The following is a 21,948-nucleotide window of genomic DNA, read 5'->3' as shown; positions in this document are numbered from 1 at the left end:
AAATGGATCAGCGCGGAATGGTGACGTAGTCGATCACCTGCATGCGCGCCATCATCGGGCCTCGGTACTTTTCGGGGACCTGTTCGGTGCCCAGCGCCCAGGCCATGATCTCGACATCTTCTTCCTCGATCAGCTCTTCGAACAGGGTCGTCTCGGCCTCGGTCCAGTCGGCATGGAAGCGGTCGAAATAGCAGCCGATCATATAGTCGGCCTCGCGCGTGCCGCGGTGCCAGGCGCGGAACTTGATACGGGCGAAGCGGGGAGAAAGTTCGGTCATGTCAGCGCCGATACTCCCGCGCGTGGGGGAGGGCAAGGCAGCAGGTTTAGGGATGGAGCGCTCGTTCAGAGGCGAAGAGGTCAGGGGCTGGCCCCGGAGTCTGGAAGGCCAGCCCCTGACTCTGCGGCCGATCTGTTCGTCGGCCGTCAGGGGTATATCAGGCGTGGAGCACGCGCACGATCTCGGCGGGCGGGCGCCCGGTCATCGTCTTGGGCACTTCGGCGACCAGCGCGCCTTTCAGCGACTTGTGATAGTGGCGGCGCATTTCGCCCAGCGAGCGCGGATCGGCGACAACCACCAGCTGGTCGATCTCGTGCTCCATCACCTGTCGGTTGAGCCAGCCGGTGACGGCGGCGACATGGGCGCTTTCGTCGAAGGAATCGTTGCTGCCATCGCCCGTTCGCACCTGATGACGGCGCGGCTCGTCGCTGCGGCGGTGCCCGGCGGAGAAGTTGGTCGCCGCCAGTTCGGGCGTGGTGATCGCGGTGAGCATCGGCTCGGCCTCGATCCCGGTATTGCGGTACAGCTCGAAGTGGGAGCCATCGACGATGGCGAGCACGGTGCCGTTCGGCAGAAGCATGGGCGTCTCCATTTCGGTGAGTGTTCGAATGTTTCCAACGGAGAAGGGCGCTTTGCGTTCCGCGCGGGCTGGCGAAACGTTCGTCTCTCGGGCTAAAGGGTCGGACATCATGAGACCCGATGCGCTCAATCCCCTGTTCGCCGAAGTCGAGACGCTCGACGGTGTCGGCCCCAAGCTCAAGAAGCCGCTCGACAAGCTGGGGCTGACCCGGCTGCGCGATCTGGCGTACCACTTGCCCGACCGCTTCGTGGAGCGCCGCGCCGTGGCCGATCTCGACGAGGCGGGCGTGGGCGAGAACGTGATCGTCGCGCTGACCGTGCGCGAACACCGCGCGCCGAGCGGGCGTGGGCCGTTTCGCGTGATCGCCGAGGACGTCAAGGGCAATATCTGCACGCTCACCTATTTCGGGCGATCGTCGTACACCGCCAAGAAGCAGCTGCCGGTGGGTGAGACGCGCTGGGTGGCGGGAAAGCTCGACCAGTACGGGCAGATGCTGCAGATGGTCCATCCCGAGCATGTCTCGGAAGCGGGCGCGGTGCCAATGGGGCAGGTGTGCGAGCCGATCTATCCGCTGTCCGAAGGGCTGACGCAGGGGCGTGTCGGCAGCATGGTGCGCCAGTCGCTGAAAGTGCTGCCCAGGCTGGACGAATGGATCGAGCCGAGCCTGCTTGCCAAGACTGATTGGCCCGCGTGGATCGAGGCGTTGCCCGCCGCGCATCAGGGGCCGAATGCGCCCGCGCGCGACCGGCTGGCCTATGACGAACTGCTCGCCAATGCATTGGCGCTGATGCTGGTGCGCGAAAGCAACCGCCGCCAGAAGGGCACGCCGCTGACCGGCGACGGCTCGCTTCGTGCCAAGCTGCGGCTGCCGTTCTCGCTGACCGGCGCGCAGGTCCGCTCGATTGCCGAGATCGAGGGCGACATGGCGCAGGCGGCGCCGATGCTGCGACTGCTGCAGGGCGATGTCGGCTCGGGCAAGACGGTGGTCGCGCTGTCCTCGCTGCTGATCGCCGTCGAGGCCGGACGGCAAGGCGCGCTGCTGGCGCCGACCGAGATTCTCGCGCGCCAGCACCACGAAACGCTGGTGCGCATGGCGCAGGGAACCGGCGTCGAGATCGCGCTGCTGACCGGGCGCGACAAGGGCAAGGCGCGTGAATCCGTGCTCATGGGCCTGCTCGATGGCTCGATCGATATCGTGGTCGGCACCCATGCGATCTTTCAGGATGCGGTCGCCTATCGCGATCTGGCGCTGGTGGTGATCGACGAGCAGCATCGCTTTGGTGTCGGCCAGCGGCTGATGTTGGCGCGCAAGGGCAAGCGCACGCCGCATACCCTGGCGATGACCGCGACGCCGATCCCGCGCACGCTGACACTGGCGCAATATGGCGAGATGGAAGTCTCCAAGCTCGACGAACTGCCGCCGGGACGGCAGGCGATCGATACCCGCGTCGTCTCGGTGGACCGTATCGCCGATGTGGTGAGCGCGCTGTCGCGGCATCTTGAGGGGGGCGGGCAGGCCTACTGGGTCTGCCCGATGGTCAACGAGAGCGAGAACGACGATCTTGCGGCCGCCGAAGCGCGCTTCGCGGTGCTGAAGGAATTGTTCGGCGACGACGTGGTGCTCGTTCATGGCCAGATGCGGCCCGAGGCGAAGGATGCGGCGATGGAGCGCTTCTCGCGCGGGGAAGCGAAGTTGCTGGTCGCGACCACGGTGATCGAGGTCGGTGTCGATGTGCCCAACTCGACGCTGATGGTGATCGAGCAGGCCGAGCGCTTCGGCCTTGCCCAGCTGCACCAGCTGCGCGGGCGTGTCGGCCGCGGCAGCGAGAAATCGGTTTGCCTCCTGTTGCGCGGCGGGGCCTTGAGCGAAACCGCCAAGCAGCGCCTTGCGCTGATGCGCGAGACGCAGGACGGCTTCCGGCTGGCCGAGGAAGACCTGAAGCTGCGCGGCGGCGGGGAACTGCTGGGCACGAAGCAGTCGGGCGATACCCCGTTCCGCATCGCCAGTCTGGAGCAGATCACCAAGTATCTGCCGATGGCGCACGACGATGCACGGCTGCTGATCGAACGCGACGGCGGCCTGTCAGGTCCGCGCGGTGAGGCGGCGAGGGTGCTGCTCTACCTGTTCGAGCGCGACTGGGGCGTGCAACTGCTGCGCGGCGGCTGAGTTCGTCAGACAGCCGAGCCAGCTCAGGCGGCGCGGCGAACCATGTCGCGACCGTCCTGCTTGGCCGCATAGAGCGCAGCATCGGCCCGTGCGATGGTCTGTTCGGCGCTATCTTCGCCGCGCATCTCGGCAAGGCCGGTGCTGATTGTCAGGCGCACTTGCGTGCCGTTGCCGAGCGGCACCGGATGCTCGGTCATGGCCTTGCGAAGCCTTTCGCAGGCGACCAGCGCAGCCTCGGTCGAGGTGGCGGGAAGCAATACCGCGAATTCCTCGCCGCCGATGCGGGCGACAAGATCGCCGCCACGCATGCAGGCAGAGGCCCGCCGCGCGACTTCGCGCAAAGCCTCGTCGCCGCACAGGTGTCCATATTCGTCGTTGATGCGTTTGAAGTGATCGATATCGAAGATCGCCACGGCCAGCGGTGCGCTCGAACGCCGGGCGGAGGCTGCGGCCCGGTCGAGTTCGGTCAGGAACGCGCGGCGGTTGGCGAGGGCGGTCAGTTCGTCGGTCAAGGCCAGCTTCTGCAATTCGCGGCGGTAGCTCTTTTCGCGTTCGAGCGAGCGGTTAAGGGCAAAGAGGCTGATCGCGGCCATCACCAGCAATCCGAAACCCGTCAGGGCAACGAGGCCTGCGAAGACGATGGTGAGGGTATAGGCCTGCTGCGAGCGGGTGCAGAAATCGTCGAGCCGGGCTTTCTCCCGCGTCGAGATCGCATCAAGCAGCCGGTCCATCCCCTCGATGGCAACGCGCGAATGGCCGGTCATGACTTCGGCCATGGCGGCATCGTGCTGCCCGGTCCGGTTGAGCGTGTCGACCGTATCGATATGCCTGAGATAGGCCGCCGTCTGTCGACGCAGGGCCGCGACGATGCGGCGCTGTTCCGGCGTCTGGGTGGACAGCGCATCGAGCTTGTCGAGCGCCTTGAACATCTCTTCGCGACCGCGTTTATAAGGTTCGAGATAGCCCTCGTCGTTGGTCAGGAGATAGCCGCGCTCGCCCCGCAGCGCGTTGAGCGCACCGATCCGGACATGGTTGTTGGCGACCAGCACGCTCAGGGTGTCATCGTACATCCCGGTCAGTTGGACCTGACGGCGATGTGCCTGCCAGGCCACGACGGAAGAACCAAGCAGCAGGATACCCATGATCAGGATGGCGATAATGAAGACCACCATGCGACGGGAGGGCCACTTGCGCCTCCTGTTCGCCCCGCTGTTCGGCTGTCTGTCGCTGATCAACTGTCCCGCTCCGTCCCCTATGGATTTCTGCTAGGGCAATATCCTTGACGCGACGTTAATTATCGCTGCTGCTGCTCCTTTGCAGGGCAGGCCGGTCTTCGGATACTCACGAATATTCGGGTTGGTTGGAAATGCACGTAAATAGCGGTTTTCCGGCACATTACCGTCATGAACCCGATCTACGGGAGCATGCGGGTCTCGCGATCCGACCTGCTCCGGCGAATTACCTGTTGCTGCAATGCAATAGCGCGCTACTCTGGAGGGGATTGCAGGAGACAAATGCAACTTTGGCGGGAGATGTGACTTACGTCGTCCAGCATATGCCAAGGCTGCCTTCCGCGCGGTAACAACAGGGACGATTTCCAGCCGTCATGACAGACGAAACCCAGTCGATGGACAACGAACCGCAGCAGACGCAAGCCGCTGACCAGCCCGCTGCGCCCAAGAAGCGCATGAGCCCTCGCGCCAAGGTTATCCTGCTGGTGCTGCTGGTGGTGGCCGTGGTCGCCGCGCTGGTGTGGTTCATCCGCTACCAGACCTATGGCCAGTACATGGCCTCCACCAACGATGCGCAGATCGATGCCGATGGCGTGGCGATCTCGCCACGCGTCAACGGCTATGTCTCGCAGCTGCTGGTGGCGGACAATCAGGACGTGAAGAAGGGCCAGCCGCTGGCCCGGATCGATGCGCGCGACTATCAGGCGCAGGCCGCACAGGCGCAGGCGTCTATCGCGCAGGCCGATGCCAGCGTGGAGAACGTCAAGGCCTCGATCCGTGAGCAGGACGCCGCGATTGCGCAGGCTGCGGCCCAGCTCGCCGCGGCTCGCGCGCAAGCCGCGCACGATGCAGGTGAAGTGGCGCGCTACACGCCGCTCGTTGCCAGCGGTGCCGAAACCCGCCAGCAGCTGGCGCAGTTGAAGCTCGCTGCCGCGCAGTCCGCCGATCAGGTCTGCCAGCAGAGCGCGGCACTGGAAGCGCAGAAGCGCCGGATTGCCTCGCTGCAGGCCCAGATCAAGCAGGCCGATGCGCAGGCCGATGCCGGCAAGGCCCAGCTCGCCTCGGTGAAGGTGAACCTCGACGCCACGCTGTTGACCGCGCCGTTCGATGGCCGGGTGGGTGATCGCACCGTGCAGGTGGGGCAGTACGTCCAGCCGGGCACGCGCCTGATGTCGGTGGTGCCGGTCCACCAGCTCTATATCGTGGCGAACTTCAAGGAAACGCAGCTGGCCCTGATGCGCCCCGGTCAGCCTGCGAAGATCTCGGTCGACGCGCTCGACGGTCTTGAGGTGGACGGCCATGTCGAGAGCGTCTCGCCAGGTACGGGCGCGCAGTTCTCGATCCTGCCGCCGCAGAACGCGACCGGCAATTTCACCAAGATCGTCCAGCGCGTGCCGGTGCGTATCGCCATCGATGCGACGCCCTCTGCCGCCAAGCTGCTGGTGCCGGGCCTCTCGGTGACGGTGACGGTGGATACGCGCGGCGCCAAGGGTGATCTCGACCGCATCCGCCAGCAGCAGAAGCAGTTCGAGGACGGGAAGCACTGAGCGTGGCCAGCGCCGCAATCAACGGCAAGGGTGGAAGCTCTGGTGGGGGCGGCGGGCGCAGTGCGCCTCCCGCCACTACCGGCAAGCCGCAGAACGCCGACCTGACCGCATGGCTGGCGGTGATCGCCGGTACGCTGGGCGCGCTGATGGCGACGCTCGACATCTCGATCGTCAACTCCTCACTGCCCGAGATCCAGGGCGCGATCGGCGCCAGCGGCACGGAAGGGGCCTGGGTCTCCACCGCCTATCTCGTTGCCGAGATCGTCATCATCCCGCTTTCCGCCTGGTTGGAGCGATTGCTTGGCCTGCGCACCTTCCTGCTGATCGCGACGACGATCTTCACGCTGTTCTCGGTGATGTGCGGCATCTCGACGACGCTGGGCATGATGATCGTGGGGCGCGTGGGCAGGGCATCACCGGCGGTGCGCTGATCCCCACCGCGCAGACGATCATCGCCCAGCGCCTGCCGCGCCATCAGCAGCCGATCGGCACCTCGGTGTTCGGCGTCGTTGCCATTCTCGGGCCGATCGTCGGCCCGGTGGTGGGCGGCTGGCTGACCGAGAACATCTCGTGGCACTATGCCTTCTTCCTCAACGTGCCGGTATCCGCCGTGCTCATCACGCTGCTGCTGATCGGTCTGCCTGCGCAGAAGAGCAACCTGCACCTGATCGGCGAGGCGGACTGGCTGGGCATCGCCGGGCTGACGCTCGGCATGGGCGGGCTGACGGTATTCCTTGAGGAAGGCGCGCGCGAGGAGTGGTTTTCCTCCGAGATGATCCGCTGGATGGCGGGCATTTCAGTCTTCGGGTTCATTCTGCTGTTTCTGGGGCAATGGTTCGCCAGACGCCCGGTCATCAAGCTGCGGCTGCTGCTCAACCGGCAGTTCGCCTCGATCATCGTGATGGCGATGGCGCTGGGCATGGTGCTTTACGGCACGTCCTATGCGATCCCGCAGTTCCTTTCCTCGATCGCGGACTACAACGCGCTGCAATCGGGCCAGATCGTGATGCTTTCGGGCATTCCCTCGATCATGCTGATGCCGTTCCTGCCGCGCCTCGTGCGGGTGATCGACATCCGCCTCGCGGTGGGCTTCGGCATGGCGACGCTGGCGCTTTCGGCGTGGATGGAGACGAACCTCACCATCGAATCGGTCGGCGGCGATTTCATCGATTCGCAGCTGATGCGCGGGGTCGGCACGATTCTGGGCATGCTGTTCCTCAGCCAGGCCTGCGTGCAGTCGGTCCCGCCGGAAGACGCAGGCGATGCCTCGGGCCTGTTCAACGCCGCGCGCAACCTTGGCGGCAGCTTCGTGCTGGCGGGCATCTCGATCCTCCAGCAGGACCGCATGTGGTTCCACTCGCGCCGTCTGGAAGAAACGCTGAACGCCAACACGACCGCCGTGCAGGACTACGTCCACACCCTCTCGCAAAGTTACGGCGGAGACATGGGCGCGATCCGCATGATCGGCAACCAGATCCAGCAGCAGGCGCTGACGATGACCTACAACGATATTTTCTTCGCGATGAGCGCCGTGACGATGGGCGTCATGCCGCTGATCCTGCTGTTGAGACCTCTGGCCAAGGACGCCCCCAAGGCGGCGATGCACTGATGCGTAAAACTTCTCCTCTCTCCGCACCGCTGATGGCCGGGACACTTCTGGCAGGCACGCTGCTCGCCTCGGGCTGCACCGTCGGCCCGAACTATGCCGGGCCGCCCAAGGTCGCCTCGGCCGCGGCCGCGCGGGGCGCCTTCGTGCGCGCCGACGATCCGGCGATCTCCACCGCGCCGGGCCTTGCCCGCTGGTGGGAGACGCTGAACGATCCGACGCTGAACGCGCTGGTCGACGATGCGCTGAAGAACAGCCCCTCGATCGATCTGGCACAGGCGCGGATTGCCGAGGCGCGCGGCAAGCTCGATCAGGGCAAGGCGAACCTCCTACCCAGCGTCAGCGCCAGCGGCTCGTACCTTCACGCGATTCTGCCCAACAGCGCCAGTTCGCTGCTGGGCAGTTCGTCGGACGACAGTTCGGGTTCGGGAAGCGGTAGTTCGGGCAGCGATCGGGGCGCGGTGGACTTCTACAACGTCGGCGCGACTGCTTCGTGGGAGCCGGACCTGTTCGGCGGCAAGCGGCGCGGCGTGGAAGCCGCCCGCGCGACGGTGGAGGAGCGCTATGCCGACCTTGCCGACGCGCAGGTTTCGCTGACCGCACAGGTCGCGCAGACTTATGTGAACCTTCGCGATGTTGAAAACCGCGCGAAGCTCAACCGCGATTCCGCCCGGTTGCAGGCACAGTCGCTGGACCTGACAAAGCAGCGCTATGCCGCCGGTACGGCCTCGAAGCTCGATGTCGAGCGGCTGCAGGTGCAGTTGGAGAATACCAACGCGCAGATCGTGCCGCTCGATGCGCAGATCGCGATGTACAAGGATGCACTGGCGGTGCTGACGGGGCGCGTCCCCGGCGCGCTCGATGCAGCGCTTGCGACCGAGGCCCCCGTGCCGCTGCCGCCGGCCTCGGTGCCAATCGGCGATCCTGCCGCGCTGATAGCCCATCGTCCGGACATCCGCTCGGCCGAGCGGGCGCTGGCGGCGAGCACTGCGCAGATCGGCGTGAACAAGGCCAAGGCGCTGCCCGGCGTCAGCTTCTACGGTATCCTTGGCATGGGTGGCACCAAGCCCGGCGACGTCGTCGATCCCGACAATCTCGTCACACTGCTGGCCCCGATGATCAACTGGTCGTTTCTTGACTTCGGGCGCAACGCGGCGGCGATCCGCCAGTCGGAAGCGCAGCGCGATCAGGCCACTGCGCAGTATCGCCAGAAGGTGCTCGAAGCCCTGCAGGATGCCGAGGACAGTCTGGCCCGGTTCGGCTCGACCCGTCGCCAGCTGGCGGGCCTCGTCCGTTCCGAGCAGAGCGCGGACAATGCCGCCTCGCTCAACGGGCAGCGCTATCGCGCGGGCACCAGCACGCTGATCGACCAACTCGACATCGAACGCCAGCAGCTTTCCGCGCAGATCAGCGTGGCGCAGACGCGCGCGCAGCTGACGATCGACTATATCGCGGTGCAGAAGGCACTGGGCCTTGGCTGGAGCGATCCGGCCCAAACGCAGGCAAAGCCGCAGGCGGCTCCCGCGCAGTAACAGATGGTTCCGAATGCAAAAAAGGGCGCGCGCGCAAGGCCGCGCCCTTTTTTCGTGAGGCTTCAAAGGCTCTGCGCGATCACTTCTCGCTGGAGTCGGCCTGACCCTTGATCCAGTAGCCCGAAGCCTTGAGCCAGCTGGTGTTGTGCTTCATCGTGTCGATGACATGGGCTTTGGCAGCGCGCATCACGCGGGCCTCGGTGCCGATCCACACGAAGCCGTCGCCTTCGGGAACGCTCAGCGTTTCGAGCACGGCCATCACCGGGGCCGGATCGTCGTTGGCGCTTTCGGGACGGTGGATCCAGATCGCGGTGTGATCGGCGGCGGTGGTGAAGGTCTGCTCTTCCTCGGGGCCGGTGACGGCGGCGACGGTGATGACCTTGGCGCCTGCGGGAAGTTCCTCAAGGCGGCGGCCGATGGCGGGAAGGGCGGTCTCGTCGCCGATCAGCAGATACCAGTCGAAGGTCGGCGAGACGACCATCGAGCCCTTGGGGCCGCCGATGCGGATTTCGTCGCCCGGCCTGGCATCGCGCGCCCATGCGGTGGCGGGACCGGCGTGATCCTGCCCACCATGCATGGCAAAATCGATGACCAGCGAGCGATCGGCATTGTCGTAGCGGCGCGGGGTATAGTCCCGCATCTCGCCCGAGCCGGGGACGAAGACCTTGATGTGATCGTCTGCACCCAGGCTGACGAAATCGGCAAGGTCTTCGCCTTCCAGCGTGATGCGGACCATCGCAGGCGTGACCTGCTCGACCGAGCGGACGGTGACCGCGCGGCGCTTGAGTTCGTGGCGGACGCGTTCGAGCGTGTGGGTCATGCCTGTCTTCCTGCTGTTTTTCCGAGTGCTTGTGTCGAACACGCAGATACTGCCGGGTATGACCGATTTCAAGTCTAAAGATATATCTCAGATAAACTAATGAGACCTATTCTCAAGTTATAGCCGGTACTTTTGCCGGCAGCACGCGTTCCAGCACGACGCGCATGAGCTCGCCTGTGGTGGGCTCCTTCACGAAAGTCAGCGCAGGCGCATAGGCGATCTCGAACAGCAACGCGCCGAGCGTCAGCTCGGGCAGGTCTATTTCGGGAAAGCGTTCCTTCAGCCATCCCGCGAGCTGGCGCCAGTTGGCCGTCAGAATGTCGCGCTGCCGGACGAGCGCGGGCGAGTCCGGCGTCGTGCTGCGGACGTGTTCGAGGATCGTCAGCACCCAGCTTCCCGACCCCGAACAATAATTCGCCCAATTGCACAGCGTGGCGATCACCGCCTCGCGCGAAGGGTCGGCCTTGAGCGAGGACATCAGCGCTTCCATGCCGTCGGTGCCGATTCCTTCGAGCACTTCGAGAAAGATCGCATCCTTGGTCGGAAAGTTGGAGTAGACCGCACCCTTGCTGAACCCGGCATGGGCGGCGATCCGATCGACCGAGGTGATCGCATAGCCGTCGCGCCGGAACAGTTCGCGCGCCGCCTGCAGCAGCTTGACGCGGGTGATGGCCTGGCTTTCGCTACGGGTCAGTCTGGGCACCGGGATTCTCTCGTTTGAAAAGACGCGACATAATATTTGTCGCAACCGGTATCAGAGTAGTGCGGGGCGTGCCAAAGCCAAGCCTGTAGTCAGTGTTATCCGCAGGGCATTGCGATCAACTCGCAAAGAGGGGTCAGGCGCCGACGTAGGCGCGCAGCACGGCGGCGTAGCGGCCGATGTCCTCGGCCCGGCCGGTGCTGACGCGCGACCACTGGGTCCATCTGCCATAGGCGGGCCGGATATCGACCTGCGCCTCGACCATCTTCTGGTAGAGTGCATCGGCATCGGGTACTTTCACGTAGACGAAGTTCGTATCCGACGCACAGGTGGCAAGACCGCAGGACTTCACCACCTCCATGATCGAGGCGCGCGATTCCAGGATGAAAGCCTTGGAGGCCTTGAGGAAAGGCTCGTCGTGGTACGAGGCGATCCCGGCGGCAAGGCCCGCCAGATTGCCGCCGAAGCTCATCAGATAGCCGCGCAGCGTCTCGGCGATGTCGGGCGAGGTCATCGCATAGCCCAGACGAAGCCCTGCCATGCCGTAGATCTTCGAGAACGTGCGACAGATCACCAGATTGGCGCGTTCCTTCAACAGCGGCACGACCGTGGTGTAGTCGGGCCGCGCGGTCAGTTCCATGTAGGCCTCATCCACCAGCACGGTGACGCGCGGATCGACGCTGCGAATGAAGGCGCGCAGAGCCTCGCCATCCAGCGACATGCCGGTCGGATTGTTGGGATTGCAGATATGGATCAGGCTGACATCGGGCGTGATCGCGGCCTTCATCGCGGCAAGGTCGATGCTCATGTCGCTGGCGAGCGGCACACGCTTCACCTTGACGCCCTTGGCCTCGGCATAGTGGACGGTGGTGTCCCAGAACAGCTCGGGGCACAGGATCGTGCCCTTGCGACCGAGGCCCAGCGCGACACACTTGAGCACTTCGGTCGAGCCGGAGGAGAGCACCACACGATCGGATTCGAGACCATGGCGCTCGGCGATCATGGCGATCAGCTTGCGCACCGCGCGGTCCGCGTAATAGGCGCCTTGCGCCGAATAGCGTGCGACCGCCTGCAGCGCGGATGGCGCAGGGCCGAAGGGGTTCTCGTTCCGGCTGAGTTGGGCGACTCCCGGTGGCGGGCCGAACACATCGGCGACATCGACACCATAAGCTGCCGTGCCTTGCTCCACTGCTGCCGCAAGCGCCGGATTCGTGCCAGTCAGGGCCAGTGCGCCGCCTGCTCCGGCTGTGCCGAGCAAGGAGCGCCGGGAAAGGGAGAAGGGGGCATGTCGGGTGTCTGGCCTCTTATGCAATGCCGGTCCGGCGGGCATGAACGCCGCCGGACCGGACTTTGCCCTGCCGCTCGCTGGGGGGAGGCGGCAGGGCGGGGGAACGGTCAGGCGATCAGTAGCCGAGCCCGTGGCGGATCATCGTGAAGGCGACGAACAGCAGGTAGAGCCCGAAGACCGGCGTCAGGATGTGCTTGGGGATCTTGTGCGCTGCGGCCACGCCCCAGGGCGCCGAGATGATCGAGGTCGCCGAGATGGCAACGACCGACAGCAGGTTGATATAGCCGATCGAGCCCACCGGCAGCCCTTGCGAGCCAAGACCGATGATCATGAAGCCGATGGTGCCGGGAATGGCGATGATGACGCCAATGCCCGAGGCGGTCGCGATCGAACGGTGGATGTCGCGGCCGCACAGCGTCTGCACGATGATCGCGATGGTGCCGCCACCGATGCCCAGCAACGAGGAGAAGGCGCCAAGGCCACCGGCGATGCCGACGCGGGCATAGCCCACCGGCAGCGTGTCGGACACGCGCTTCTCGCGCAGCACGGGATGCAGGAAGTGGACTGCCATCAGCGCGACACCGACACCGAAGATCATCGCCAGACCGTTGCTCGACACGCGCGAGGCGAGCCACACGCCCACGCCGTCACCGATCACGATCCACGGCGCCCAGGTCTTGAGCATCTCGAAATCGACCGCGCCGCGCTTGGCCTGCGCATGGGTGGCGCGCAGGGCGGAAATGATGATCGTGGCCAGCGAGGTGCCGATCGCGACATGCGCGATCTCGGACTTCGCCGCGCCCAGCAGCGGCAGCATCACGAACAGCACGGGGACGACCACGAAGCCGCCGCCGATACCGAACAGGCCCGCCACGAAACCGGCTGCGACACCTGCCGCCAGCAGCATCAGCACCGGCATGCCCCACTGGGAAACAAGCTCCATCATGCCTGCGCACTCCTGACAGGGAGTGCATCGAAAACACAGGATACCGACTTCGTCACAGGCATTGGATCAGAACTCCCCTGAAAGCGTCAGTTGCACCGTGCGCGGAGACATCGGCCGATAGGTGGCCTCTCCGGACACGGTGGGATTGATGAAGGACAGCGCATCGCGGTCGAACACATTGTCGACGTTGAGGCGCAGGCGCATGTCCTTGAGCGGGCCGAGCCTGCGGGATGCCCCAGCTCGGCATAGGCATCGACGACCAGCTGGCCGCCGACCGATTGCGTGTTGGCATAGTCGGCAAAGCGCTTGCCGGTGTAGCGGGCACTCACCCCCAGCAGCGACCAGCGTGTGGGCTCCACCGTGGCGCTGCCCGAGACAATCCAGCGCGCGCTGTCGGGCAGACGTTTGCCCCGGATCGCCGTCGCCGCAGAGACGGTGGTGGCAGGCAGGTCGTCCAGGAACGTGGCATCGGAATAGGTCAGCGTGCCGGTGAAATAGGCCTTGTCGCCCAAAAACGCGGGCTTGACCGTGGCCGAGGCTTCGGCCCCATGCGCTTCTACCGCGCCGACGTTGACATAGTAGGTTTCCACCTCACTCGCATCGCCGGGGGCGGTTACGCTGAGGGCGCTGATGAGATTGCTGAAGTAGGTGTGATAGAGCGTCGCCACGGCATAGAAACACGGCTGTTTGGTACGGATTCCGACCTCGAAATTCTGCGCCCGCTCAGCCTTAGGTATCGGGGCAAAGGCCGATGTCGAAGCGAACGCGGTCGAGGCAATCGTGTCCATGCCCTTGGGCATCGCCATGTTCTGCGCGTAGCTGGCAAAGACCTGCGTGCGCTCGCCATCGAGGCGGTACAGCGCGCCAAGGCTCGGCAGAAAACCGTCCGACCAGTGCGCCTTGCCGCTCTGCGGTCCCCATCCCGGCGACCCGTCGGCATGCGCATAGTCATCGAAATCGCGATAGCCGGTCAGACCATAGCGCATGTCGAGCCCCTTGATCCCCGCCTCAATGGTCAGCCGTCCCTGACCCGGCGTCCAGCGATCCCGCAGCCAGTATTGCAGCGTGTCACGGTGCGAGCGGTAATTGCGGCGATAATAGACGACTTCATCGGCAAGCACCGCGCCGTCCGGAGCGCCATCTTCCAGATTGAGCCGGTACTGCGTGCGGTGATAGCGGTCGCTCTCGATCCAGGCTCCGGCATCGATCCGGTGATCGCCGATTTCCTGCGAGGCGCTGAGCACGGCGCCCTGGCGATGCCCGGTAAGCCCCGAATAGCCGTACTGCACGCCGCGCGGTGCTGTGACGGCGAGCCCGGCTTCGGCCTGCTCGGTGTAATAGATCAGCGAGTTCGCATAGCTGTCCGGCGAAACGCCATGGCCGCTCTTGTTCTCGCGGTAGCTGGTCAGTTCCAGCGTGCTGCCGGATGCGGGTTCGAGATGCAGCGTCGCGCCATAGAGGCGGTCGCTGCGCGCGTTCTTCGCAAGGCCTGCGTAGTAGGTATAGTCGGGATTGGAGTACGGCACGCCCGCCACGGTCTCTGGCAGGTCGAGCACCGTGCCGACATAGCCCGGTCGCGCCCGGTCTTGCCGCCGAGATCGGGCGTCGTGCTGTCGTACTGCGCCTTGGTGAGCGAGGGGCTGTCGGTATCGTCGAAATCGTTGGCGACGAACTTCAGCCGCAGCCATGAATGGGCATCGATCCGGGCGTGAAGCTGGCCTTCCCAATGGGTACGATCGATCGATCCGGCACCACGCCACAGATCGCTGTCGAGCCGGGTCCGGCTGATATAGGCCGAGAAAGGACCGACCCTGCCGGTGGAGGCGCGCAGGAACGTGCGGCGCAGCGCGTCCGAGCCGAGCGACTGCGCCGCGAACAGTCCCGGCGTATCCTGCGGCGCAATCGTCGAATAACGGATCATCGGCCCCAGCGAGGAATAGCTCGGCTGGGTAACGTCCGAGGCCCCCGGCGAGGCCTCGACGCCCGCAAGGTTCTCGTTATCGACATAGCGGAAGATCGGACTGCCCCGAACGCGTCGGAGCGCCCCATCGGGATACCGTCGAGCACGAAGCCGATCTCGTCGAGGTTGAAGGCGCGCACCTGCACCGAATTGCCGAACTCGTAGAGGCCGAGCGGGCCGTCGGTCTGGACATTGAAGCCGGGCAGATACTCCAGCATTTTCAGGCCGGAAATCCCCGGCGGCGCGGAAAGCAGGGCCTTGCGGGTCACGCCAACGGTCTGCGTGGTGTGTCCGCTGCCCACCGCCTCACTGCTGTCGGAAATCCGCTTGCCGGTGACGACGATCTGTTCGCCGGGGCAGGGCCGCCCTGCGCGGTGATCGGCCGGGAAAGACCATGCCTCGGGCTCACAGGAAGATTGTCTGTATCGCCGGGCGCTGCTCCTGCGGAAACGGCGCCGGCACTGCGCGGCAGACTGAGCACCACCACATTGTCGCGCATGCTGGCGATCCGCAGCGCGGTTCCGGCGATCAGGCGTTCGAGTGCCTCGCGATCGTCAAGCCGTCCCTTGACCGCGCGCGATCGCATCGCCTGCACGCCCTCGAACGGGAACAGGATGCGCAGGTTCGATTGCTCCGAAAATCGGGTGAGCGCTTGCGCCATGGGCTGGGCCTCGATCCGGTACGGGTGAACGTGCGCCTGTTGCGCGGCGTCGGGTGCCTCGGCCATTAGTAGCGGCGCGAATGGCAACAGGAGCCAGTATCGTCCTGTACCTCGCAACCCGACCCCCCTTTGGCCGTCGTCGTCCCTTGCTCATCCAGAACGGACCGCCGTCACGAAACCGCTATCGGTTCGCTCGATTTTTTTGCACTGCGGCAGGAACAATGTCCATGCGACAATTTTATGTCGCAAATTTGCTGGACAGGCGTGCACATGCGTGGTGCAATGGAATGCACAGGGCAGGATATAACAAATCCGTACATTTGCGTGGAGAGGCGCTTCTTATGGTTTTAGCCGCGCACGGGTAGCCGTGCCGGGGTCGCAGGGGTTTCGATTGGGCGATACACGCGCCAAGCTGGACTGGTACAAGTCTGTCATTCTGCCGCATCAGGCCGCGCTGCGCTCGCGCCTCGTGCGGATCGTGACGGGGGGCCAGGACGCGGACGACATGGTCGCCGAAGTGCTGTGCCGGGCCTGGACCGTGATCGAATGGGAACGCGTGATCCACGGCCGCGCCTATCTCTATAATATCGCCCGCAATCTCGTGATCGATGAAGCGCGGCGAAACAAGGTGGTTTCATTCGAGCAGATTGCCGATGCCGAACTGCTGCAGGCGGACACCAGTCTGGAAGGACAGTTGCAGGCGCGCTCGGAACTGCGCTGGCTGCACAATTTCCTGCCCGAGTTGCCGATCCAGGCCCGTCGCGCATTCCATATGCGCCGGGTTCAGGAAAAATCGGTGGCCGAAATAGCGGAAGTGATGGGGTTATCCGTTTCTACCGTAGAGAAACATTTGGCCAAGGCACTTGCACTGATTATGCAGGCGCGCAGGCAACGCGAGGAATTCGGCGGTGAACCAACAGGTTCCGGGAGAACGGAACGAGCGGAGATCGAGGAGACGGCTGCACGACACGCAGTTCGGTATCCTGATGCGGACGATCACGAACGGGCCGAAATCATGGCCTGGGTCGATGAAAATCCGTTTCATGCCGTAGCTTACGCTCAAGCAGAAAGTGCGTGGCAGGATGCCGAGCGCCTGAAGGCGCTTGGTCCCCGTTTCGATGATGCGGCAAAGCGCCGCGACGTGCCGGCCGATCTTGTCGAGCCGGATGATTTTCCCGTCACCGATTCGGACGTGCGCCCCGGTCGCTCGTCGCGCCGTGGTGTCATACTCAGCGGAGTAGCCGTGGCAGCCTTGCTGGGCGCGTGGCCAGCGCGCCACCTCTTCGGCCCGCGTGGAGAGCGTATCGAAACGCGTTTCGGCGAAGTCAGGACGCTCCAACTCGACGATGGCAGCACGCTGCATCTCAACACCGATTCCGCAGTCGAAGTCGCCTTTACCGGAGACCGTCGCTTCCTGCGTCTGCTGCGTGGGGAAGGCACCTTCGACGTGGCGCACGATCCCGACCGGCCTTTCGAAGTCGAGACCGGCGATTCGATCACCCGCGCCATCGGCACCAGTTTCACGTTGCGTCGCCAGTCCGACCGGGTGGATCTGACCGTGACCGAAGGCGTCGTCTCGGTTCGCGATGCCAGTCGCTATGCGCAAGTTCCGGCGGGAAGCGGTGCGCGGATCGTCGATGGCGCAGCCATCGTACCGGCAAGGCTGACGTCGCTGGAAATCGCGCAGCGAACCTCGTGGCAGGACCGTATGCTGGTGTTCGATGGCCTGACGATCGGTGAGGCCGCAGCCCAGTTCAACCGCTACCGCGCAAAGCCGCTCCGGGTCAACGATCCCGCCGTCGCGCAAATGCGTATCGGCGGCCGTTTCGGGCTCAACGAATCCGACGTGTTTCTCGATGCCCTGCAATCGGGCTTCGGCGTGAACATCACGCGGGAGGCGGATGGATCGGTCGAGATCGGCACCTGATCCGAACGGCTCGATGACGGATATGAAAAAGGGGGCTCAGTTGCCCCTTTTTTGCGTCTGTGTCGGGTTGTACCCCATGTTTACCCTGTCTCTAGCCCCGTCTCTGCCGGTTTTAACCCGGTTTAGCGGCGGAACGCTGTCGAGGCGCTCCGCCGGCAGGGGATCAGATCAGAAACCGCGGGCGCGGCCTTCGCGACGCGGATCGGCACCGCCCAGATAACCACCGTTTTTCACGATGATAGCCTGAATGCCGGACTCTTCTCCGCGCGCGGTGTCGAGCGGCATGTCGCGGTCGGCAAGGCCTTTCATGATGTCCGCCGGGAACGGATCGGCGTTGAACTTGTCCCCCTTGGCGACAAGATTCGGCAGCGCCACGGCGTCCTGCGGGCTCATCTTCCAGCCCAGAATCGCGACAAGGGCCTTGAGGTTGTAGGCTTGGATCGCGCTTCCGCCCGGTGATCCCGCAGCGGCATAGAAGCGGCCGTTCTTCAACACGATAGCAGGCGCCATGCTGGAACGCGGACGCTTGCCGGGAGCAGGTGCGTTGGCCGCCGGAACGCCATCGGGATCGCTGGGTGAGAACGAACTGTCTGTCAGCTGGTTGTTCAGGAAGAAACCATCGACCATACGCCCGGAACCGAAGATCGATTCCACCGTCGTCGTCATCGACAGGACATTACCATACTGATCGACCACGATAAAGTGGCTGGTTCCGCCCGGCTCAAGCGTCTTGTCCGTGGCATAGTCCGGCGCGCCTTCGGGCTGGCCGAACGTCACCGGCCCCGCCTTTTCGCCCACCAGCGCGGCACGCTTGGCAAGGTAGTTCGGCGCGAGCAATCCGGCGAGCGGCACTTTCACGAAAGCGGGGTCGCCCACGTAGCGGTCGCGGTCGGCATAGGCGAGGCGACTTGCCTGCGCGAATTCGAACCACGCCTTTTCGTCGCTCGCATTACGCTTGGCGATGTCGGTGTGATTGAGGATTCCCAGTGCCATCTGGAGGCCGGGACCACCGGAAGGTGCCTGCGGCGTGCAGACCACGTAACCGAGGAAAGGCTCGCACAGCGCGGGCTTTACCGTCGGGCGATAGGCGGCAAGATCGGCCAGCGTCATTGTGCTGGGACGCGGACCTTCGTGCAGGCGCGCCACGATGTCCTGTGCGACAGGGCCGGTCAGCAGGCCGGAGGCGCCGAACTTGGCGATCAGGCCGAGGGTATGTGCATAAGCAGGGTTTTTCAGGACATCGCCCGCGACATAGCGCTGGCCATCGGCCTTCGTGAAGTAGCGCACGGCATCGGGCGCCTTGGCCTGCGGTGCCTTCGAGGCGATCATCTTGGCAAGGCGCGGGCTGACCACGAAGCCATCGGACGCAAGCTTTTCACCCTGATCGAACAGGCTGGCCCAGGACAGCTTGCCGTGGTCGCGATGCGCCTGATCGAGCATGGCGATAGCGCCCGGAACCCCGGTCGAAATCCCGCCGAGCACGGCATCGTAGAAGGGAATGGGCTTGCCCTGATCGTCAACGAACAGGCGGTTGGTGGCTCCGGCAGGCGCGAATTCGCGGCCATCGTAAGCCGTCACCTTGTGGGTCCTGGCGTCATAGTAGACCATGAACGAGCCACCGCCGAGGCCGGAACTCTGCGGTTCGACAAGGCCCAGGACGGTCTGGATCGCGACGGCTGCATCGATCGCGGTGCCGCCACGCTTGAGGACGGCAACACCCGCCTCGGTCGCCAGCGGATTAGCGGCGGCGACCATCGCATGGCGCGCGAAACCGGATTGAACGGGCTTGGCCGTTTCGCTTTGCGGCGCGACGGGGGCCTCTGCCCCGGCAGGCGCCAAAGAGGACAGGGCCAGAGCGAGACCTGAGGCGAGGGAACCGGCTGACAAAAGAAAGGCGCGCAAGTGGGGATCTCCGCGAAAGCCTTGAGAATATAAGAAAACAGGGAAGGGGGCCATGCACCGCTTAAGGGATTAGGGGGCGATGCATGGCCCAAGTGGTGCTTACCAGTTCAGGCTGGCACGCACGTAAAGGTAACGCCCGTTATACCCGAACGGCGAGTAGTACGGGAAAGCGACGACACCGGTCGAATTGAGCGAGGCCGGAACCTTCTTCGGATAGACGTCGAACACGTTGTTCGCGCCGAATGCCAGCTGAAGGGCCGAGTCCGTAGGCTGGTAGCGCAGCTCGAGATCGGTGATGAACTTCTTGCCGGTATCCAGGTCGCTGGCCGCGGTCGAACCCGGTTCCACGACATTGCCGTAGTAGGTTTCGCGTGCGGTCAGGCCGATCTTGCCCTTGCTCCACACCATCGTTCCCGTGACCTTTTCGCCCGGCGTACCCTCTTCCATGGTCAGGATGCGGGTACGCGCGAAGAGCGTCGCGGTAGTGACGGTCGATGTCTGGGTCGGGACCTTGGTGACCTTGATCTGGTTGACGTTGCCCGCCAGCGTGAAGTCGAAGGTGCCAGCCTTGTCGGTGTTCCACTTGTAGTGGGCAACCGCATCGATGCCCTGCGTGGTCGATGCCAGGCCGTTGATGAAGAAGCGCGCTGCCGAAACGCCGTAGGGCTGAAGCAGCGCGGCAACTTCCGCGTTGGTGCTGGCATAGAGCAGCTCGGAAAGACCGATCTGATCGCGCACATGGATGCGATAACCATCAACAGTCAGCGAGAAGCCGCCTGTGCGGAACACGAAACCGGCCGAGAGGTTGGTCGACTTTTCGGGCTTCAGCGCCTTGCCACCCAGGGCCTCACCCACCGACGAGGTCGACGGGAAGGTTCCGGTCAGCACGGTGTCGTTGGTCGTGGTGTCGATGACAGAGGCGATCGAGGTGAAGTACTGCTGGGCCAGCGAAGGTGCGCGGAAGCCCGTCGAAGCGGTACCGCGGATCGCGAAGGACGGCGAGAAGTCGTAGCGAGCCGAAAGCTTGCCGGTCGCCGTCTTGCCGAAGTCCGAATAGTCTTCGCCGCGGCCTGCGAGGCCGATAAACAGCTTGTTCGTTACCTGCGCTTCGATGTCAGCGTAGATCGAACCGTTGGTGCGGTGCTTGTCGATGGCATTGTCCGGCGAGAAGCCGGTGAACCCTTGTGCGCCGGCCGTGGCGTTGGGGTATTCGGTGCCATAGTCGTACGAAGCGGGCTCACCTGCCTTGATCTGGTAGCTCTCGCGACGACCTTCGACGCCCCATGCCACGTTCAGCGACTGGAAGACGTTGAACTCCTTGGAGAAGTCCGCGCCTGCCACGAGCTGATCATAGATCAGCGCGCCGTCATAGAAGTCGGTCTGAGTATCCGCGCCGTAGGTGTAGTTGGCCGAATTGCGCGTCCAGTAGTCAATCCGGTTACGACCGTAGCTGACGTTGATGTCCGTCTTCCAGCCGGCAATCTCGCCGCGCAGGCCACCGGTTGCCGTCATGTCCTTGGAGTGGCTGTTGATCAGCGGCAGGAAGCCGTCGGGATAGATATCCTCAAGATCGTAGGCCGACATTGCCGACGCCAGGCGGGGGAAGGCGGCCGAGGTGCTGTTGCGATACTGATAGCCACCGAAGGCATAAAGCGTCCACACATCGCCAAGCGGCTTGGCGGCGTTGACATAACCGCTGTAGCTTGCTGCCTCGGGATCGCCGAAGCGGCTGTCTACAACCGGGGTGCTCAGGCGCGGATCGACGTCGCCACGGCTCGTCGCATCGCGGTGCGAGTATTCGCCCGAAATCGTGATGAAACCGTCGTTGCCAAGCTTGAGGCCCTGCCAGCCTGCCGCCGTGATCGTACCTTCGCCGTTGACGTGGCGGCTGTCGCGCGCGGTGTCGACGTCGGTGTCGTACATGCCGTAGGTGACCGTAGCGCCGCCACCATGGTCGGCTTCGCGCAGGCGCAGATTGACGACGCCGGCGATCGCGTCCGAGCCGTATTGCGCGGAGGCGCCGTCACGCAGGACTTCGATCGACTGCAGCGCGGTCGAGGGGATGGTATTGAGGTCGACGGCCGAGGAGCCACGGCCGACCGAGCCGTTGATGTTCAGCATTGCCGACGTATGCGCCCGGACGCCATTGATCAGAACGAGCGTCTGATCGGGCGACATACCGCGCAAAGTGGCAGGACGGATCGCGTCAGTACCGTCGGTGCCCGAGGGGCGCGGGAAGTCGATCGAGGGAACCGAGTTCGCGAGTGCGGTCGCGAGTTCGGTGGTGCCCTGCTGCTTGAGATCGTTGGCCGTAATCACGTCGACGGGCGAAGCGCTGTCGAGCTTCGAGCGGCCTTCGGTACGGGTGCCGGTAACGACGATTTCGTCTCCAGCGTCAGTGGCTGCGGGCGCAGTTTGCGCGTGGACCACCTGAGCCTGGGCCAGGGCGAAGCCGGAAGTGGCTGCCAGCACCAGAGCGTTCTTGAACGTCATTCTATTCTCCTCGCGCGACAGGGCCGATCCGGACGCCCGCCGCAAATTCCTGAACCTTGCTTCGTTTCTCTCCCGGATCGGCTTCCGGCATCGGCTGCGCCGACCCCGAAACCGTCAGTTCCCTATCCGCCACGCGACTGTTCTGCCGGCCTCCGCTTGTGCGGTCGGCACGGTCGACGGTTGGGTTACTGACCGGAAAAACGAATGGCAGATGAACACCCGCCATGGTCCAGCAGAATTTTTTGGATGAGGAGAAGGCTGGCTTGCGCAACGATCTTATGCGTTGAGCGAATGCCATGCATTGATACTG

General features: G+C 64.4%; 17 protein-coding genes and 1 pseudogene. 6 read left to right on the top strand and 12 right to left on the bottom strand.

Features of this window, described 5'->3' with window-relative positions; translation table 11 throughout:
* Positions 1–7: 7 nt before the first annotated feature.
* Both CI805_RS10080 and CI805_RS10075 read right to left on the bottom strand, forming a co-directional pair.
* Complete coding sequence (locus CI805_RS10080; RefSeq protein WP_260922933.1) at positions 8–277, bottom strand: succinate dehydrogenase assembly factor 2; 270 nt, start codon at positions 275–277, stop codon at positions 8–10.
* A 157-nt stretch (positions 278–434) separates the two neighbouring features.
* Positions 435–857, bottom strand: a complete 423-nt coding sequence (locus CI805_RS10075; protein WP_260922922.1) for a host attachment protein — start codon at positions 855–857, stop codon at positions 435–437.
* 109 nt (positions 858–966) lie between these two features.
* On the opposite strand from CI805_RS10075, the gene recG reads away from it, so the two are divergent.
* Positions 967–3,024 carry an ATP-dependent DNA helicase RecG gene (gene recG, locus CI805_RS10070; protein ID WP_260922918.1) on the top strand — a complete coding sequence of 686 codons (2,058 nt, stop codon included), beginning with the start codon at positions 967–969 and terminating at the stop codon, positions 3,022–3,024.
* A gap of 23 nt (positions 3,025–3,047) precedes the next feature.
* Here the strand turns inward: recG and CI805_RS10065 are convergent, their stop codons facing one another.
* Positions 3,048–4,196 (bottom strand): diguanylate cyclase, encoded by a 1,149-nt coding sequence (locus CI805_RS10065; RefSeq protein ID WP_260922915.1) that lies wholly within the window; start codon positions 4,194–4,196, stop codon positions 3,048–3,050.
* Positions 4,197–4,630: 434 nt separating this feature from the next.
* On the opposite strand from CI805_RS10065, the gene CI805_RS10060 reads away from it, so the two are divergent.
* The 3 genes and pseudogenes from CI805_RS10060 (at position 4,631) to CI805_RS10050 (ending at position 8,941) form a co-directional block, all read left to right on the top strand.
* Positions 4,631–5,803 (top strand): HlyD family secretion protein, encoded by a 1,173-nt coding sequence (locus CI805_RS10060; RefSeq protein ID WP_260922912.1) that lies wholly within the window; start codon positions 4,631–4,633, stop codon positions 5,801–5,803.
* Between the two features lie 2 nt (positions 5,804–5,805).
* Positions 5,806–7,412 (top strand): annotated as a pseudogene (locus tag CI805_RS10055) (MDR family MFS transporter).
* Positions 7,412–8,941: an efflux transporter outer membrane subunit gene (locus CI805_RS10050; protein ID WP_260922909.1), complete on the top strand. Its 1,530-nt coding sequence runs from the start codon at positions 7,412–7,414 to the stop codon at positions 8,939–8,941. Before CI805_RS10055 ends, CI805_RS10050 begins: the two are co-directional and overlap by 1 nt.
* Before the next feature lie 79 nt (positions 8,942–9,020).
* Here the strand turns inward: CI805_RS10050 and CI805_RS10045 are convergent, their stop codons facing one another.
* From CI805_RS10045 to CI805_RS10015, 7 genes are all read right to left on the bottom strand, one after another.
* Complete coding sequence (locus CI805_RS10045; RefSeq protein ID WP_260922900.1) at positions 9,021–9,761, bottom strand: siderophore-interacting protein; 741 nt, start codon at positions 9,759–9,761, stop codon at positions 9,021–9,023.
* A 112-nt stretch (positions 9,762–9,873) separates the two neighbouring features.
* Positions 9,874–10,464: a TetR/AcrR family transcriptional regulator gene (locus tag CI805_RS10040; protein WP_260922896.1), complete on the bottom strand. Its 591-nt coding sequence runs from the start codon at positions 10,462–10,464 to the stop codon at positions 9,874–9,876.
* A gap of 133 nt (positions 10,465–10,597) precedes the next feature.
* The gene (locus CI805_RS10035) at positions 10,598–11,719 is read right to left on the bottom strand and encodes a pyridoxal phosphate-dependent aminotransferase (RefSeq protein ID WP_260922893.1); all 1,122 of its coding nucleotides are present in this window, start codon (positions 11,717–11,719) and stop codon (positions 10,598–10,600) included.
* 145 nt (positions 11,720–11,864) lie between these two features.
* Positions 11,865–12,692: a sulfite exporter TauE/SafE family protein gene (locus tag CI805_RS10030; protein WP_409934951.1), complete on the bottom strand. Its 828-nt coding sequence runs from the start codon at positions 12,690–12,692 to the stop codon at positions 11,865–11,867.
* An 89-nt stretch (positions 12,693–12,781) separates the two neighbouring features.
* Positions 12,782–14,251, bottom strand: a complete 1,470-nt coding sequence (locus CI805_RS10025; RefSeq protein ID WP_260922877.1) for a TonB-dependent receptor domain-containing protein — start codon at positions 14,249–14,251, stop codon at positions 12,782–12,784.
* Positions 14,252–14,612: 361 nt separating this feature from the next.
* Positions 14,613–14,957 (bottom strand): TonB-dependent receptor plug domain-containing protein, encoded by a 345-nt coding sequence (locus CI805_RS10020; RefSeq protein ID WP_260922874.1) that lies wholly within the window; start codon positions 14,955–14,957, stop codon positions 14,613–14,615.
* Positions 14,921–15,382: an STN domain-containing protein gene (locus CI805_RS10015; RefSeq protein WP_260922870.1), complete on the bottom strand. Its 462-nt coding sequence runs from the start codon at positions 15,380–15,382 to the stop codon at positions 14,921–14,923. Before CI805_RS10015 ends, CI805_RS10020 begins: the two co-directional genes overlap by 37 nt.
* Before the next feature lie 325 nt (positions 15,383–15,707).
* On the opposite strand from CI805_RS10015, the gene CI805_RS10010 reads away from it, so the two are divergent.
* Positions 15,708–17,243, top strand: a complete 1,536-nt coding sequence (locus CI805_RS10010; RefSeq protein ID WP_260922863.1) for a sigma-70 family RNA polymerase sigma factor — start codon at positions 15,708–15,710, stop codon at positions 17,241–17,243.
* Between the two features lie 168 nt (positions 17,244–17,411).
* On the opposite strand, the gene CI805_RS10005 is transcribed toward CI805_RS10010, so the two are convergent.
* Complete coding sequence (locus tag CI805_RS10005) at positions 17,412–19,199, bottom strand: gamma-glutamyltransferase family protein (protein ID WP_409934886.1); 1,788 nt, start codon at positions 19,197–19,199, stop codon at positions 17,412–17,414.
* Positions 19,200–19,244: 45 nt separating this feature from the next.
* The gene (locus tag CI805_RS10000) at positions 19,245–21,638 is read right to left on the bottom strand and encodes a TonB-dependent receptor plug domain-containing protein (RefSeq protein WP_260922857.1); all 2,394 of its coding nucleotides are present in this window, start codon (positions 21,636–21,638) and stop codon (positions 19,245–19,247) included.
* On the opposite strand from CI805_RS10000, the gene CI805_RS09995 reads away from it, so the two are divergent.
* A complete protein-coding gene (locus CI805_RS09995; protein WP_260922856.1) occupies positions 21,628–21,888 on the top strand; it encodes a hypothetical protein in 261 nt (86 codons plus the stop codon). The two genes, CI805_RS10000 and CI805_RS09995, sit on opposite strands and share 11 nt — an antisense overlap.
* The last annotated feature ends 60 nt before the right edge of the window (positions 21,889–21,948 follow it).

The organism is Novosphingobium sp. 9 (genome assembly GCF_025340265.1).
Classification (GTDB): Bacteria; Pseudomonadota; Alphaproteobacteria; order Sphingomonadales; family Sphingomonadaceae; genus Novosphingobium.
The sequence above is the reverse complement of the archived record's forward strand: the minus strand, read 5'-3'. Positions and strand labels throughout refer to the sequence as shown.

Bases quoted from the DNA above. Each gene is read 5' to 3' on its own strand.
- CI805_RS10050 (WP_260922909.1), top strand. From the start codon at position 7,412: ATGCGTAAAACTTCTCCTCTCTCCGCACCGCTGATGGCCGGGACACTT.
- CI805_RS10000 (WP_260922857.1), bottom strand. From the start codon at position 21,638: ATGACGTTCAAGAACGCTCTGGTGCTGGCAGCCACTTCCGGCTTCGCC.
- CI805_RS10060 (WP_260922912.1), top strand. From the start codon at position 4,631: ATGACAGACGAAACCCAGTCGATGGACAACGAACCGCAGCAGACGCAA.
- CI805_RS10005 (WP_409934886.1), bottom strand. From the start codon at position 19,199: ATGGCCCCCTTCCCTGTTTTCTTATATTCTCAAGGCTTTCGCGGAGAT.
- CI805_RS10065 (WP_260922915.1), bottom strand. From the start codon at position 4,196: ATGGTGGTCTTCATTATCGCCATCCTGATCATGGGTATCCTGCTGCTT.
- CI805_RS10075 (WP_260922922.1), bottom strand. From the start codon at position 857: ATGCTTCTGCCGAACGGCACCGTGCTCGCCATCGTCGATGGCTCCCAC.
- CI805_RS10030 (WP_409934951.1), bottom strand. From the start codon at position 12,692: ATGGAGCTTGTTTCCCAGTGGGGCATGCCGGTGCTGATGCTGCTGGCG.
- CI805_RS10080 (WP_260922933.1), bottom strand. From the start codon at position 277: ATGACCGAACTTTCTCCCCGCTTCGCCCGTATCAAGTTCCGCGCCTGG.
- recG (WP_260922918.1), top strand. From the start codon at position 967: ATGAGACCCGATGCGCTCAATCCCCTGTTCGCCGAAGTCGAGACGCTC.
- CI805_RS10045 (WP_260922900.1), bottom strand. From the start codon at position 9,761: ATGACCCACACGCTCGAACGCGTCCGCCACGAACTCAAGCGCCGCGCG.
- CI805_RS10015 (WP_260922870.1), bottom strand. From the start codon at position 15,382: ATGGCCGAGGCACCCGACGCCGCGCAACAGGCGCACGTTCACCCGTAC.